Below are 14,887 nucleotides of genomic sequence, written 5' to 3'. Positions count from 1 at the left end.
GGTCATCCTTCGCCTCGCAAGCTCCAGCGGATGTCGCCCGCGCCCTGTTCGTCGGCGGTGCGCAGCGGACGGAGGGTGCCGTTCCACCAGTCCGGGGCGAGGTTCTTGTACCAGCGGGAGGCCGGGTTGTCGCTCTGGCCGCCGGGGTAGACGGCGCGGGCGTCGGCGGTGCCGGAGGGGCTCCAGCCGACGACCATCCGCCAGCTCGGTCCGTAGTTCGAACTCAGACCGTTCTCGGCCACGTTGACGGTCCATGGGCTGCCGCCGGCCGGGTACGGGCCGTCGCCCAGGGCGGGGGCGCCGGTCAGTGAGGGCACCACGCGTTCGTGGATGCGGCCCCACTTCCACGTGCCGGGCTGCCCGCCGAGCCGGCCGTCCAGGTAGCCGACCGCTTCGGTGAAGGAGGAGCGCATCACGTCGGCGGCGGTGCGCCGGGGGCCGCCCGGGGCGGTGAACGCGGGGTTCTCCGGGTCGGTGAAGGTCCACTTCTCCAGGTCCTGCATCAGCCCGACCGGGGTGCGCAGCAGGTCGAGACCGGCCGGGTCGGTGTCCACCGGCACCTTGGCCGAGTCCCACCAGGGCTTGAAGACCTGCTCGACGTAGCCGCCGTAGAAGGCGAACCAGATCGCGGCGGCCGGGGAGTCGGCGTCCATCGAGCCGTTCCAGTCGGCGAGCAGCTTGCGGGCCGCCTCCTGCTGGGGCGTCAGCTGCGCGCCGTCCAGGGACTGGAGCAGCTTGGGCACCATGCGCCGGGCGAGGTCGTCGGTGACGTCGTTCTGCAGGGTCGCGAACGAGTCGGCGGTGAGCTTGCCGCCGGCCTTGGACAGTTCGGCGAGGATGCGGTTGGTGCGGTAGCCGGTGTCGAAGTTCGCGGCGGGGCCGATGTAGTAGGGGTAGTCCGGGCCGACCGGCCGCTGGTTGGCGGTGACCAGGAGCCCGGACGGCGGGTTGTGGACCTGCGGCACCGCGTCGAACGGGATGGCGCCGACGACGTCCGACTCGCCGGTGCCCGGCAGCGGTCCGCGGGCGTCGCCCGAGGCGATCTGCGGGTACGAGCCGGGGGCGATGATCCCGATGTCGCCCTTCTTGTCGGCGTAGGCGAAGTTCTGCGCCGGAGCCTGCCAACTGCGCAGCGCGGTGCGGAAGCTGTTCCAGTCGGTGGCGGTGTTGAGGTCGAGCAGGGCGGTGAGGTTCTGCGACGGGCGGTTGCCCATCCACTCGACCGAGGTGGTCTCGCCCTTCTCGGTCAGCAGCGGGCCGTGCACGGTCAGGCCGACCTCGACCGGGACGGGGGCGCCGCCGCGCACCGGGACGGTGTACTTCACCTTCTCGACCGGGTACCAGGCGCCCTTCCAGAAGTAGGAGTCCGGGTGCTGCGGGTCGGTCTTCTCCCGGTAGAAGAAGGTGGACTGGTTCTGGACCGCCGTCAGCGACCAGGAGACGTCGGCGTTGCGGCCGATGAGCACGGCCGGCATGCCGGGCAGGCTGGCGCCGGAGACGTCGTAGCCGGGGGACTTGAGCGAGACCTCGTACCAGTAGGAGGGGAGCGACAGCTTGAGGTGGGGGTCACCGGCGAGGATCGCGCCGCCGCCGCCGGTGGCCGGGCCGTTCGCCAGCCAGGCGTTGCTGTTGGGGTAGAGGTGGCGGGTGGTCTCCGGGAGCTTGGCCATGCCCTGGAGGACGGCGGTGGCGGCTTCGGCGGTGGCCGCGCTGGTGCCGCTGCCGCTGCCGCTGGTGCCGGTGACGCTGGTCGACGCCGCCGTGGCGGTCGCGGTGGCCGTCGCCGTCGGCTGGGCCGGGTCCGGTGTTGCGCCCGCCGTCGGCTGAGCGGCATCCGGAGTGGCGGCCGCTTGACCGTTGGCTGCTTGACCGGCGGCCGGCTGACCGGTGGCCGGCCCCGGGGTGCCGGCGCCCGGGACGCCCGGGTGGCCGGCGACCGAGGCCGCGTTGGCGTTCGGGCTGTGCAGCGGCGCGGTGCCGAGGTTCTGGTACGGGCCCGGGGCGTACGGGTGCTGCTCGTTGGCGGGGACGACCGGGAACCAGTCCGAAGTCCGTTCCGCGCCGAGGGAGTTGCTCAGCAGCGCGTAGGTCAGCGGCCGGGTGTCGAAGCTCAGCGTCTGGGTGAGCACGCCCTGGACGACCAGGCTGTCCACCGGGGTCCAGCGTTCCGGCCGGACGCCGGTCAGTCCGTAGACGGTGGGCCACTGCCCGTTCTTGTCGAGTTCGTCCAGCCGCGCGTTGACGCCGGCCGCGTAGGCGGTGAGCGCCTTGGCGGCCTTGCCGTCGTGCGGGGTGGCCGCCCAGGTGGCCTCCGCGGTGCGGTGGATGCCGAGGGTCAGCTCGAAGACGTCCGAGTCGATGCCGGAGGGGCCGTTCAGCTCGGCGAGCCGGCCCTCGCCCAGGCGCCGCTGGGCGTCCATCTGGAACAGGCGGAACCGGGCGGCGAGGTAGCCCTGGGCGGTGAACAGGTCCTCGTCCGAGGTGGCGTGGACCGAGGCCACGCCGTCCGCGGTGAACGAGACGTCCACCGGGTGGCCGAGGCCGGGTATGCGGATCTGCTCGTCGGTGACCGGGCGGGCGTCCTCGGCCGACGGCCAGACGCCGCCGCCGGGCATCAGCGCCCGGCCGAGCGCCGGTACCGGTCCGAAGCCGACGCCGAACACGAACAACGTCACGCCCGCAGTGAACGTGGCGCCCAGTACTCCCGCCGTGCGGCGGATCCTGGCTTTCATCACTCTCCTGTCGCCCATGATCGGCTGGTCAGCGCCGTGCGCTGTTGCGGACCTTGATCCGCGTGTACTCGAGCAGTCCCCAGTGGCCGTACTCGACGCCCAGGCCGGAGGACCGGACCCCGCCGAACGGCACATCGGGGCGCAGGTCCCCGTGGGTGTTGATCCACACGGTGCCGCTGTCGAGGAGCGGGGCGAGCTCCTCGGCGGCCTCCGGCGGGCCCCAGAGCGAGGCGCCGAGGCCGTAGCGGGTGGCGTTGGCCCGGCGGACGGCGTCGGCCGGGTCGTCGTACGCGATCACCGGGATGACCGGGCCGAACTGCTCCTCCAGTTCGAGCTCGCAGCCCTCCGGCAGGTCGGTCACCACGGTCGGGGGGTAGAAGTGGCCCGGACCGGGCAGCGGGGTGCCGCCGGCCACCACCCGGGCGCCCCGGGCGACGGCGTCCTCGACCAGCGCGTGCACCCGGTCCCGCTGGGCCCGGCTGATCAGCGGGCCGAACCGGGACTGCGGGTCGTCGCCGGGGCCGACCACCGCGGAGCCGGCCAGGGCGGCCAGTGCCGAGGTGAGGGCGGCGGCCTGCGCGCGCGGGACGTAGACCCGCTTGACGGCGGCGCAGAACTGGCCGCTGTTGGCGAGCGCGGCGCCGAACAGCGCGGGTGCCACGGCGGCGGGGTCGGCGCCCGGGAGCACGATCGCCGGGTCGTTGCCGCCGAGTTCGAGGACCACGGGCAGCAGCCGGTCCGCCGCCTGGCGGGCGATCGCCCGGCCGGTCTCCACCGACCCGGTGAAGGAGATCATGTCCACTGCCGGGTGCTCGGTGAGCGTCCGGCCCAGCGAGTGGTCGCCGGAGACGACGTTGAACACGCCCGGCGGCAGGTGGTCGCGGAGCAGTTCGCCCATCCGCAGCGTCGACAGCGGGGTCTCCGGGGAGGGCTTGACGACCACGGTGTTGCCGGCGAGCAGGGCCGGGGCGAACTTGCAGACCGACAGGATGATCGGGAAGTTGGACGGGGCGATGGCCGCGACCACGCCATGCGGCACCCGCTCCAGGGTGATCCGGGCGCCGTCCTCGGCGGGCAACTCCTCGGTGTCCAGCTTCAGTTCGGCGGTGTGCCCGAACCAGTCGGCGGACAGCCGCAGTTCGGCCCGGGCGGCGGCCAGGGGCTTGCCCTGCTCCCGGCTGAGCAGCCCGGCCACCTCCTCCAGGTGCGCCCCGAGGGCCTCGCCACAGGCGCGCAGGGCGGCCCGGCGCTCGGCGATCGGCACCAGCGCCCAGCCGGCCCTGGCGGCCGCGGCGGCGGTGACGGCGGCGTCGAGCTGGTCGGGGGAGCAGGCGGGCGCCTGGGCGAAGGGCGCCCCGGTGGCCGGGTCCTCCACGGGCAGCTCGGCGGCGCCGGGCACCGCCGCGCCGTCGATGGTCAGGGTCAGGGGCGGGGTCACGCCGAGGCCCCCGCTTCCGGGGCTTCCGCGGTGCCGGAGGCGGCGCTCCCGGTCAGCCCGGTGCGCAGGCTCAGCGGGCGCATGTCCGTCCAGACCTCCTCGACGTGGGCGAGGCAGGCCTCCTTGTCGCCCTGCACGCCGGCGTCCCGCCAGCCGTTCGGCAGCTCCCGGTCGAGCGGCCACACCGAATACTGTTCCTCGTGGTTCACCACGACCCGGAACTTCTCGGCGTCGGCCGGAATGTCATTCGTTCGACTACTCACTTGGATTCCCTCTTTCTTTTCCTGGCGGAATTGCTAGAGTGTCGCCGGAGGTCGCCTCAGCGGCTTCTCCGAATACGTCTCGGAAAGGTAATTCAGGGATGATGCAGAAGGATCGGATCGAGATTCCCACGGTCGACTGGCCCGAGCGGGTGCCGGCCGGGGACTGGCTGCAGGGCTCGTCCGCCGTGGTGGTCCTGGGGATCGACGTGGACGCCGAGTCGCCGGTGCTGGCCCGTGGCGAGCACTACATCGACCATCTGACCACCATGTCCCACCAGGCCTACGGCCCCCGGGTCGGGGTGCCGAGGATCCTCGACCTGCTGGACCGCTACGGCCTTCCGGCCACCTTCTTCGTGCCCGGAGTATCTGCCGAACGCTGGCCGTCGGTGATGGAATCCGTCGCCGAAAAGGGGCATGAAATAGCGCTGCACGGATTCACCCACCGGCACCCGGTGCACCTTTCCGAAAGCGAGCAGCGCGAGGAGATCGAGCGGAGCCTGGAGACGTTCTCCCGATTCGGCGTGCAGCCGACCGGGTACCGCGCGCCGAACTGGGAGATGACCCGGTACACCCTCGACCTGCTCGGTGAGTACGGGCTGCGCTACGACTCCTCGCTGATGGACGACGACCGGCCGTACGCGCTGCGCAGCGGGGAGCGGACGATCGCCGAGCTGCCGGTGCAGTGGCTGCTGGACGACTGGGAGCAGTACGCCTTCCTGCCCGAGCCGAACATCGGCCAGCTGATCGAGGCGCCGTCGAAGGTGGTGGACCTGTGGACCTCGGAGCTGGAGGCGATGCGCGGGTTCGGGTCGCTGTGCATGCTGACCGTGCACCCCTTCCTCACCGGACGCCCCTCGCGGCTGAAGGCCCTGGAGGAGTTCATCCGGTTCGTCCTCTCCCGGGGTGACGTCCGCTTCGCCCGCGCGGACGAGGTGGCCGAGCTGGTGCTCGCCGGACAGCAGTAGCCGTACCGACCGGCAGGAGCCGGTCAACTCCGCCACCCCGCAGTGCTGATGACGGCCTGCGGGGTGTGGCGTTCCCGTGGGGTGCGCAGTTCGGTGACACAGGCCGCGACCAGGGCGGCCAGGCTGGAGATCTCGCGCTCCGCGGGCAGGCCGGCGGCCTGGTAGGCGAGCGGGAGTTCGGTGCAGGCGGTGAGCACCGGGAGGTCGTGCCGCTGCCACAGTCCGCGCACCGCGGTGGACAGGACGGCGGCGCCCTCGGCCGGCCGGTTGGCCTTCACCAGGACGCCGGCCCGGTGGATCTCGGAGCGCAGCGGCTCCTCGGGGACCAGCAGCCGGTAGCCGAGTTCGGCGGCCCGCCGTTGGTAGATGCCGCTGTGCACGGTGCCGGTGGTCGCCGCCAGCCAGCCGCCCGCCGGGCTGGTCCGCATGGCGGCCCGGAGCGTGGCGTCGGCGATGTTGAGGACGGGCACCGGCAGCTCGCCCTGCAGCCGCTCGATGAAGGCGTGCGCGGTGTTGCACGGCACCACGAGCAGATCGGCGCCCCAGGAGGCGAGTTGCCCCAGGGCGGTGCGGATCGGCTGCAGCGGTTCGTCCGTACCGGCGAGGATCGCCCCGGTGCGCTCCGGTATGCCGGGTTCGGACAGCAGGAGGACCCGGGGGTGCTCCTGGTCCGTCCGCGCGGGTACGGCGAGCGAGAGCAGCCGGAGGAACTCCGCAGTGGCCGCCGGCCCCATGCCGCCGAGTACTCCCAGTGTTCGCGCGGGCGCGTTTTCCGGTGCCCCGGTGGCGGTTCGGTCGTCGACTGGTATCACGATTCTGCCCCCCTGCGGATCCCGGTGCGGACGCGGGAATCACGGTGTCCAACGGAATGGATTGCCGGGGCGTCTGCCGGTGTCGGCCCCCGGTCGGGAAGGTGTCGGTGCGGTCCGCGATCGCCGTGCGGTCATTGTTCGTTGCCGCAGTGGGACTCGCCCGAGAAGGTGAAGAAATTGCCCGGCGGGAAAGCCGGGTGGACCCGTCGCTGCGGCGTACGGTACCACAGGGGATCGGGCGGGCAAGCCCGCCGAACGGGGGGTTCCGGTTCATGCATCCCTGCACGCCAGGGGGCCCGAGGGCTGGCGGACTTGGTCTCTTGCGGAGGCAATCATGGACATGCTTGGATGCAGACATCCGCTGGATGGATATGAGCTCGACCCGGCGCCGGCCGGGGTCTGATGACCCCCTTGGTCCGCCGATGAATGAAGCAAGTTGACGCTGGACCTCAATGGCTTCCTATGGGGGGAACCGTAGTGATTCAGGACGACAGCAACACGATTGGCGCCATCGCCGGGCAGGCTCCCGCCTTGCCGGTGGCCACCCTTGCCGTCATCGACATATGGTCGGACGTGCTCGAAGTGGCGCCTGACTCGATCGACCCCGAGAGCTCCGATTTCTTCGAGCTCGGTGGTTACTCTCTGCTTGCACTTCAGGCGATCGGTCGTCTGATGGCCACTCACGGCATCGACCAGGACGCCGCGTTGGAGCTTGAGGGCCTGCTCCTCAACGAGCTCTTCGAGCAGCCGACCGCGGCCGCCCAGGCGGCCTGTTTCGTCACCAACTTCCCCCGGTGACGGGCCTCCCGGCGAGTCCGGGAGCCCGCGTCACCGTGCTTTCTTGCTGATCACCACATGCCGGCCGGTCGTTCACCGGACCGGTCTGCGCCTGCGGTCTCCCGACGCTGCCGCCGGCGTGCTCACGTGTGCGCGTCAGCCCCGCCCTGCCCGGGCCGGGGGGCCGCGTTCTCCGATCTCCGCGCCTCACCGGGGCGACGCCATTCCCTGTCCGGCCGCCGTGCCGCCAGGGCGCTGTGGCGTACCCACAGGAGGCTGACGCAAGGAAGGTTTCCGTTCATGACGACGTCCGACGTGACCCCCGCGTCGCCGAAGGACCTGTTCCGGCGGGCCAAGGTCACCGCCACCGACGAACGCGTCTTCATTGTCAAACTCCTTGTCGCATACGGCATTTGGGTCGCCGGTGCGGTGCTCGTCCTGGTCCCGGAGGCCTGGCCGGCGAGAGTGCTCGGCGTCGTGCTGATCGGCGCCATGTACGCCCACTGGCTGGAGCTCCAGCACCAGTGCCTGCACCACTCGGCGTTCCGCCGGGCCCGCTGGCACCGGCTGGCCGGTGTCCCGCTGGGCATCCCGATGCTGGTGTCGTACAGCCACTACCGGGTGCGCCACCTCCAGCACCACCGCTACCTCGGCACCGACCAGGACTCGGAGTTCTTCGGCTTCGACTCGCGTCAGCCGGTCACCTGGCCGGCGCTGGTCCGCGAGGCGCTGGCGTTCGGCCGGCTCGGCAGTGCCGTGGCCGACATCGTCCGCTGCTGGGCCGGCCGGTGGTCCTACGACATGGGTCAGATCTCCGAGAGCCGTCAGCGCGAAGTGGTGGCCGAATACCGGCTGTTCGCCGTGCCGATCCTCGGCGCGATCGCGCTGGCCCTGCTCGGGTACGGCGAGCCGGTGCTGTGGATCTGGCTGCTGCCGCTGCTGGTCGCCGTCCCGCTGCACTTCCTGGTCGAGCTGCCCGAGCACATCCTGTGCGACAACTCCTCCACCGACGTGCTGCGCAACACCCGCTCCATCACGGGCAGTTGGTTCAGCACCTGGTACACCAACGGCAACAACCTGCACATCGAGCACCACGCCGCCATGGTCGTGCCGATCAACCAGCTGCGCGAGCGCCACGACGTCGCCCTGGCGCACGCGGCCCACACCTCGCCCAGCTACCCGCAGTTCTTCCGGGCCATCGCGCGCGAGGCCCAGGCCAACGCGCGGGCCGCCCGCGAAGGAGGCCGGCCGTGACCGTCGCCCCCACTACCGTCCAACACCCGCTCACGCCGGGCCAGTTGGGGATGTGGTTCCTGGAGCGCATGTCGGGCTCGCCGGTCTACGTGGACCCGATGACCTTCCGGCTGAACGGCCCGCTCGACACCGCCGCGCTGCGGCGCGCGCTGGAGCTGCTGCGGGGCCGGCACGCCGCGCTGCGCACCACGTTCCCGCTGGTCGACGGCAGCCCGGTGCAGCAGGTCTCCGACGAGTGCGGCATCGAGCTGCCCGTACTGGACCTCTCCCACCTGCCCGCGGCCGCGGGCGAGGCCGAACTGGCCGCCGTGCTGGCGGCCGACCAGGCCACTCCCTTCGACCTGGCCCGCGGGCCGGTGCTGCGCGGCCTGGTGGTCGCGCTGGGGCCCGACGAGTACGTGCTGCGGCTCACGCTGCACCACCTGGTCTCCGATGCGTGGTCCTGGTGGAACGTCCTGCTGCCGGAGCTCGCCACCCTCTACGGTGCCGAACTCGACGGCAGCGAGGCGGAGTTGGACGCGCCCGGGGCCCAGTTCCCGGACTTCGTGCACTGGCAGCGCGAGTGGAGCGAGGGCGCCGGCCACCAGCGCCAGCTGGCGTACTGGACGGAGCGGCTCGCGGGCCTCGCCCCGGTGCCGCCGGCCCGTACGGCCGACGCGCCGGCCGGAACCGTCGCGCCCGGCGCCCGCGCCGTCGCGACCCAGTGGACCACGGTGCCCGGCGCCGTCCACGACGCGCTCCGCGCGGTCTACCGGAGCGAGCGGGTCACCCCGTTCATGCTGCTGCTGGCCGCCTTCGCGGTCGTGCTGCACCGCCGCAGCGGCGCCACCGACATCGCGGTCGGCACCCGGGCGGCCGTCCGCAGCCGCCCGGAGTTCGAGTCCGCGGTCGGCTTCTTCGTGAACCTGCTGGTCATCCGCACCGAGGTGGACCCGGACGCGAGCTTCCGGGACCTGCTCCGCGACGTCCGCCGGGCGGCCCTGGGTGCCTACGGGCACCGGGAGTTGCCCTTCGAGCGGGTGGTCGAGCGGTTGCGGCCGCGCCGCGGCGGGGGCTTCCGCTCCCCGGTGAACGTGCTGTTCTCGCACCAGAGCACCCCCGAGGTCCCGCCGGCCTTTCCCGGGCTGACCGCCCGGCTGCTCAACCACGACCCCGGCACCCTCTACGACCTCGACCTGGTCTTCTACGAGGAGGACGGCGACCTGCGCGCCCTGCTCAGCCACCGCCGCGCCCACTGCTCCGACCACGACGCGGTGGCGCTGCTCGCCGAGCTGACCGCGGTCCTCGCCGAGGTCGCGCAGGACCCGGGGATCCCGCTGGACACACTCATGGCGACCACAGGGGTGCACCGTGCCGAATAGCTCCACGTCCGCGCAGACCGCTGAGCAGGCCGCTGGGCAGACCGCTGGGCAGGCCGCTGGGCAGAGCGTCGCGCGGACTCCAGCCGCCGCGCTCCCCCCGGAGGGCCTCGCCCCGGTCTCCGTCACCCAGGAGCAGCTCTGGCTGCTCGACCGGCTCGACCCGGGCAACGCCGGCTACAACTCCACCGTGCTCTGGCAGTTGGACGGCCCGCTGGACACCGAGGCGCTGCGCCGGGCGTTGGCCGCCGTCGTCCGCCGCCAGCAGATGCTGCGGGCGTCCGTGGTCGCCGTCGACGGCGTCCCGTACCAGCGGGTGGCCGAGTCCGTCCCGGTGCCGCTCACCGTCACCGACCTGACCGGCCTGCCCGAGGCGGACCGCACGGCGGCCGCCGAGCGGACCGTCGCCGAGGCCGCCCACCGCCCCTTCGACCTGGGCCGTCCGCCGCTGTTCCGGGTGGAGCTGGTCCGCACCGGGGCCGAGCGGCACGTGATGGCGCTGGTCATCCACCACATCGTCTCCGACGGCTGGTCCGTGCAGGTGCTGCTCCAGGAGGTCGCGGACCTGTACGCGGGCGAGGTCACCGGCGCGCCGGTGTCGCTGCCCGAACTCGCCGTCCAGTTCACCGACTACGCCCGGGAGCAGCGCGAGCGGCTCGCCGGACCGCGCGGCCGGGCCCTGGCGGACTACTGGACCCGGCAGCTGGCCGGCGCCCCGGTCACCCTGGACCTGCCCACCGACCGGCCCCGCACCGGCGCCGCCGACTTCGCCGGCGACCGCCACGTCTTCCAGGTGCCCGCCGAGCTCCGCACGGCCCTCACCGGGCTCGCCCGCGCCTCCCGGGCCAGCACCTTCATGGTCACCCTGGCCGCTTTCACCGCCCTGCTGCACCGGCTCACCGGCCAGCAGGACCTGCTGGTGGGCACGCCGGTCGGCAACCGGGACAAGCCCCAGTGGGGGCCGCTGGTCGGCTACTTCGCGGACACCCTGGTGATGCGCGGCGACCTCGGCGGCGACCCGACCTTCCGTGAGCTGCTGGGCCGCACCCGGACCACCGCCCTCCAGGGCTTCGTCCACCGCGATCTGCCTTTCCGGACCCTGGTCGAGGCGGTGCGGCCGGAGCGCGCGGTCAACCGCAATCCGCTGTTCCAGGTGATGTTCATCCTGCAGAACATCCCGCCGCGCCGCCGCCAGGCCGAGCTGCCCGGCGTGGTGATGACCCGGCTGGACGACGTGCGCACCACCTCGATCTTCGACCTGCGCTTCGACCTGTTCGAGTTCGAGGACGAGATGCGCGGCCAACTGGAGTACAGCACCCGGCTGTTCGACCGATCGACGATCGAGCGCACGGCCCGGCAGTACCTGGCGCTGCTCGCCGACGCGTGCGCCGACCCGGACCGCCCGGTCTCCGCGCTCGACCTGGGCGCCGCCGACCCGCAGCAGTCCGGAGCGGACGCCGCCGCGGGCTTCAACGACGACCTCGGGGGGTTCTGAGATGTGCGGAGTCACCGGATACCTGGACCTCGCGGGCACCGGCCTCGCCGAGGGCGACGAGGTGCTCGACCGGATGACCGCGACCCTGCTGCACCGCGGCCCGGACTCCGGCGGTCGGCTGGTGCGCGACGGGGTGGCCCTGGGCTTCCGCCGGCTGAGCATCGTCGGCCTGGACGACGGCGACCAGCCGATCCTCAACGAGGACGGCTCGATCGCCATGGTCTGCAACGGTGAGATCTTCAACCACCGGGAGCTGCGCGCCGAACTGGAGGCCAAGGGCCACCGGTTCCGCACCCGCACCGATGTCGAGGTGATCGTCCACCTGTACGAGGAGTACGGCACCGGGCTGCTGGAGCGGCTGAACGGCCAGTTCGCCTTCGCCGTCCACGACACCCGGCGGCGCCGGCTGTTCCTGGCCCGCGACCAGATGGGCATCCTGCCGCTGTACTACGCGGTGGCCGGCGGCCGGTTCGTCTTCGGTTCGGAGATCAAGGCCGTGCTGGCGCACCCGGCGGTGCCCCGCCGGGCCGATCTGACCGGTCTCGACCAGGTGCTCACCTTCCCCGGCACCGTCGGGCCGCGCACCCTGTTCGAGGGGGTCAGCAGCCTGGAGAACGGCCACTTCCTGCTGGTCGAGGACGGCGCGGTGCGCACCGAGAAGTACTGGGACCTCGACTACCCGGTGGACGTGCCGGGCGAGCCGGCCGAGCACCCCGACCGCTACTACGTGGACACCGTAAGGGAGTTGCTGGAGCAGTCGGTGCGCCGCCGGCTCCAGGCGGACGTCCCGGTCGGCTACTACCTCAGCGGCGGACTCGACTCCTCCCTGATCGGCGCCCTGGTGCACCGCAACAGCGGCGCGACGGTGCCCCGGTCGTTCTCCATCACCTTCCCCGACCGGGGCATCGACGAGTCCCGCCACCAGCGGCTGATGGCCCGCCACCTCGGCTCCGAGCACACCGAGACCGAGTTCCGCCCGGGCGACATCGCCGCCCGGCTGCGCGGCATGGTCGGCCACGCCGAGTGCCCGGTGAAGGAGACCTACAACACCTGCTCGATGGCGCTGTCGGCCGCCGTCCGGGACTCCGGCACCCGGGTGGTCCTCACCGGTGAGGGCGCCGACGAGCTGTTCGCCGGCTACCTCGGCTACCGCTTCGACCTGGGCGGCCGGCGCACCGGCGGCGACCCCTTCGAGGAGGAGCTGCGCCGCACCGTCTGGGGCGACCCGCACGTGTTCTACGAGCGCGACTACCACGCCTGGCGGGAGTCCAAGCTCGACCTGTACGCCCCCGCCCTGCGGGACGCCCACGCCGAGTTCGACTGCCTGGCCGGGCCCGTCGTCGACCCGGAGATGCTGCGCGGGCGCCACCCGGTGCACCAGCGTTCCTACCTCGACTTCAAGCTCCGGCTCGCCGACCACCTGCTCTCCGACCACGGGGACCGGATGGCGCTGGCCAATTCGGTGGAGGCCCGGTACCCGTTCCTCGACCCGGACCTGGTGCGCTTCGCCACCACCGTCCCGCCCCGCCTGAAGGTGACCGCGAGCACCGAGAAGTACGTGCTCAAGGAAGCCGCCCGGGGGCTGGTGCCCGAGGAGATCATCAACCGGGAGAAGTTCGGCTTCCGGGCCCAGGGCAGCCCCGCCCTGCTGCGCGAGCGGATCGACTGGGTCGAGGACCTGCTGTCCTACGACCGGATCAAGCGGCAGGGCTACTTCGACCCCGACGTGGTCGAGCACCTCAAGGAGCAGTACCGCCGGCCGGGTTACGAGGTTCACCCGCACCTCGGCGACGACCTGCTGCTGGTCGTCCTGACCTTCGGCGTGCTGCTCGACACCTTTTCCCTTCCTGACGCCTGATCACCGGGGCGGCCCGTGTTGCCGCCCCTCCCTGGAGGAAGCTCGATGGCCTTCCACGCAGTCCACGGTCTCGTACAGCAGGCCGCCCAGCGCTTCGGCGACCACACCGCGGTCGAGTGCCCGCACGGCCGGCTCAGCTACGCCGAACTGGCCTCCCGTTCGGACGAACTCGCCGTCGCCATCCGCGAGTCCGGCGCGGGCGCCGGTTGTGTGGTGCCGATCCTGGCCGAGGACCGGCGCGAGCTGGTCGTCGCGATCCTGGCGGTGCTGAAGGCGGGCGGCGTCTTCGTGCCGGTGGACCTGACCGCCCCGCCGCTGCGGCTGCGCACCATGCTCACCGCCACCGCCCCCGAGTGGGTGATCGTCGGCGCCTCCGCCGCCGACCGGGCGGACGAGATCCTGGAGCCGTCCCTGCCGCTGGCCCGGCGCGTCCCGCTGGACCTCTCCTCCGAGCCCACCGGCGCGGCCCCGGAGCGGATCCACCGGCCCGACCCGGACGACGCGGCGTACATCTTCTTCACCTCCGGCTCGACCGGGCAGCCCAAGGCGATCGTCGGCCGGATGCAGGGCATCGACCACTTCGTCCGCTGGGAGACCGAACTGCTCGACGTGCGGCCGGGCACCAGGGTCAGCCAGCTGGCCTCGCCCGCCTTTGACGCGATCCTGCGCGACCTGTTCGTGCCGCTCACCACCGGCGGCACCGTGTGCGTCCCGCCGGCCGGTCTCGCCCTGGACGGCCCGGCACTGGCCCGCTGGATCGACGAGGAGCGGATCGAGCTGGTCCACACCGTCCCCACGGTCTGGCGCGGCATGCTGCCGTCGCGGGCCGACGGCGGCCCCGAGCTGTCCGCGCTGCGCTGCGTCGCGCTGGCCGGCGAGCCGGTGGCGCCGACCGACGCCGCCCGGTGGTTCGAGCGGTACGGGGAGCGGATCAGCCTGCTCAACCTGTACGGGCCGAGCGAGACCACCATGACCAAGACCTTCCACTTCATCACCCCGGCGGACACCGAGCGCTCCAGCGTCCCGATCGGCAAGGCCATGCCCGGCGCCCGTGTGGTGCTGCTCGACGGCCGCAACCGGCCGTGCGCCGAGGGCGCGGTCGGCGAGATCCACATCCGCACGCCGTACATGTCGCTGGGCTACTTCCACCAGCCGGACGCCACCCGGGCCGCCTTCGTGCCCAACCCGCTGGGCGACGACCCGGAGGACTTCGTCTACCGCACCGGCGACTTCGCCCGCGCCCTGCCGGACGGCACCCTGGAGTACGTCGGCCGGCGGGACCAGCAGATCAAGCTGGGCGGCGTGCGCGTCGAACTCGGCGAGATCGAGCACCTGCTGCGCGCCCACCACTCGGTGAAGGACGCCGCCGTCACCGTCGTCCCGGACGACGAGGGCAACCCCGCCTACCTGTGCGCCTTCGTGGAGCAGATCCAGCCCGTCGAGGCGGCGGACCTGCGCGAGCACCTGGCGCCCCGGGTGCCCGACTCCCACCTGCCCCGGGTGTTCGTCCCGCTGGAGCAGCTGCCGCGCACCATCAGCGGCAAGGTGGACCGCCGGGCGCTGCCCGTGCCGCTGGCACCGCAGCAGCAGGCGGAGCAGGACTACGTCGCGCCGCGCACCGCCACCGAGGAGACCCTCGCGGGGATCTGGGCGAAGCTGCTGCCGGTGGACAAGCCGGGCGTCACGCACGACTTCTTCCGGATCGGCGGCCACTCGCTGCTGGTCATGCGGCTGATCGCCGCGATCACCGCCGAGTTCGGGGTGGACGTCCACCTGCAGAAGTTCCTGGCCGCCCCGACCATCGAGGGCCTGGCGACCGAGATCGAGGAGGCCCTCCTCTCGGCCGGCTCCGACCTGGACGACCTGCTCGCCGACCTCGACGACCTGGACGAGGCCGAGGCCGAGCGGCTGCTGGCCCAGAACGGCGGTAACTGA

At 72.5% G+C, this 14,887-nt stretch carries 11 protein-coding genes; 7 read left to right on the top strand and 4 right to left on the bottom strand.

The features are described from left to right. Positions 1 to 2: 2 nt before the first annotated feature. The 3 genes from ACZ3YL_RS03390 to ACZ3YL_RS03380 all read right to left on the bottom strand — a co-directional run bounded on the left by ACZ3YL_RS03390 (position 3) and on the right by ACZ3YL_RS03380 (position 4,433). Positions 3 to 2,675 (bottom strand): penicillin acylase family protein, encoded by a 2,673-nt coding sequence (locus tag ACZ3YL_RS03390; protein WP_465655057.1) that lies wholly within the window; start codon positions 2,673 to 2,675, stop codon positions 3 to 5. An 85-nt stretch (positions 2,676 to 2,760) separates the two neighbouring features. Then, on the bottom strand, positions 2,761 to 4,170 hold the full coding sequence (locus ACZ3YL_RS03385) for an aldehyde dehydrogenase family protein (protein WP_465655055.1): 1,410 nt from the start codon (positions 4,168 to 4,170) through the stop codon (positions 2,761 to 2,763). Then, on the bottom strand, positions 4,167 to 4,433 hold the full coding sequence (locus ACZ3YL_RS03380) for an MbtH family protein (protein ID WP_411293048.1): 267 nt from the start codon (positions 4,431 to 4,433) through the stop codon (positions 4,167 to 4,169). Before ACZ3YL_RS03380 ends, ACZ3YL_RS03385 begins: the two co-directional genes overlap by 4 nt. Before the next feature lie 98 nt (positions 4,434 to 4,531). On the opposite strand from ACZ3YL_RS03380, the gene ACZ3YL_RS03375 reads away from it, so the two are divergent. Next, positions 4,532 to 5,398, top strand: a complete 867-nt coding sequence (locus tag ACZ3YL_RS03375; protein WP_188307581.1) for a polysaccharide deacetylase family protein — start codon at positions 4,532 to 4,534, stop codon at positions 5,396 to 5,398. Positions 5,399 to 5,421: 23 nt separating this feature from the next. Here ACZ3YL_RS03375 and ACZ3YL_RS03370 read toward each other — a convergent pair whose 3' ends face one another. Next, positions 5,422 to 6,210, bottom strand: coding sequence for an aspartate/glutamate racemase family protein (locus ACZ3YL_RS03370; protein WP_465655052.1), 789 nt, complete (start codon positions 6,208 to 6,210; stop codon positions 5,422 to 5,424). 477 nt (positions 6,211 to 6,687) lie between these two features. Here ACZ3YL_RS03370 and ACZ3YL_RS03365 point away from each other — a divergent pair, with 477 nt between their 5' ends. From ACZ3YL_RS03365 to ACZ3YL_RS03340, 6 genes are all read left to right on the top strand, one after another. Further along, positions 6,688 to 7,008, top strand: a complete 321-nt coding sequence (locus ACZ3YL_RS03365; RefSeq protein ID WP_188307583.1) for an acyl carrier protein — start codon at positions 6,688 to 6,690, stop codon at positions 7,006 to 7,008. 279 nt (positions 7,009 to 7,287) lie between these two features. Continuing rightward, positions 7,288 to 8,241 carry a fatty acid desaturase family protein gene (locus ACZ3YL_RS03360; RefSeq protein ID WP_188307584.1) on the top strand — a complete coding sequence of 318 codons (954 nt, stop codon included), beginning with the start codon at positions 7,288 to 7,290 and terminating at the stop codon, positions 8,239 to 8,241. Further along, positions 8,238 to 9,602, top strand: coding sequence for a condensation domain-containing protein (locus ACZ3YL_RS03355; protein WP_465655049.1), 1,365 nt, complete (start codon positions 8,238 to 8,240; stop codon positions 9,600 to 9,602). Before ACZ3YL_RS03360 ends, ACZ3YL_RS03355 begins: the two co-directional genes overlap by 4 nt. Continuing rightward, positions 9,592 to 11,094 carry a condensation domain-containing protein gene (locus tag ACZ3YL_RS03350; protein ID WP_465655047.1) on the top strand — a complete coding sequence of 501 codons (1,503 nt, stop codon included), beginning with the start codon at positions 9,592 to 9,594 and terminating at the stop codon, positions 11,092 to 11,094. The genes ACZ3YL_RS03355 and ACZ3YL_RS03350 overlap by 11 nt, the downstream gene beginning before the upstream one ends. 1 nt (position 11,095) lies before the next feature. Beyond that, on the top strand, positions 11,096 to 12,952 hold the full coding sequence (asnB, locus tag ACZ3YL_RS03345; protein WP_465655046.1) for an asparagine synthase (glutamine-hydrolyzing): 1,857 nt from the start codon (positions 11,096 to 11,098) through the stop codon (positions 12,950 to 12,952). 45 nt (positions 12,953 to 12,997) lie between these two features. Beyond that, positions 12,998 to 14,887: a non-ribosomal peptide synthetase gene (locus tag ACZ3YL_RS03340; protein ID WP_188307588.1), complete on the top strand. Its 1,890-nt coding sequence runs from the start codon at positions 12,998 to 13,000 to the stop codon at positions 14,885 to 14,887.

This window comes from Kitasatospora sp. NPDC023176 (assembly GCF_055560495.1).
This window is presented reverse-complemented; position numbering and strand designations above follow the sequence as displayed.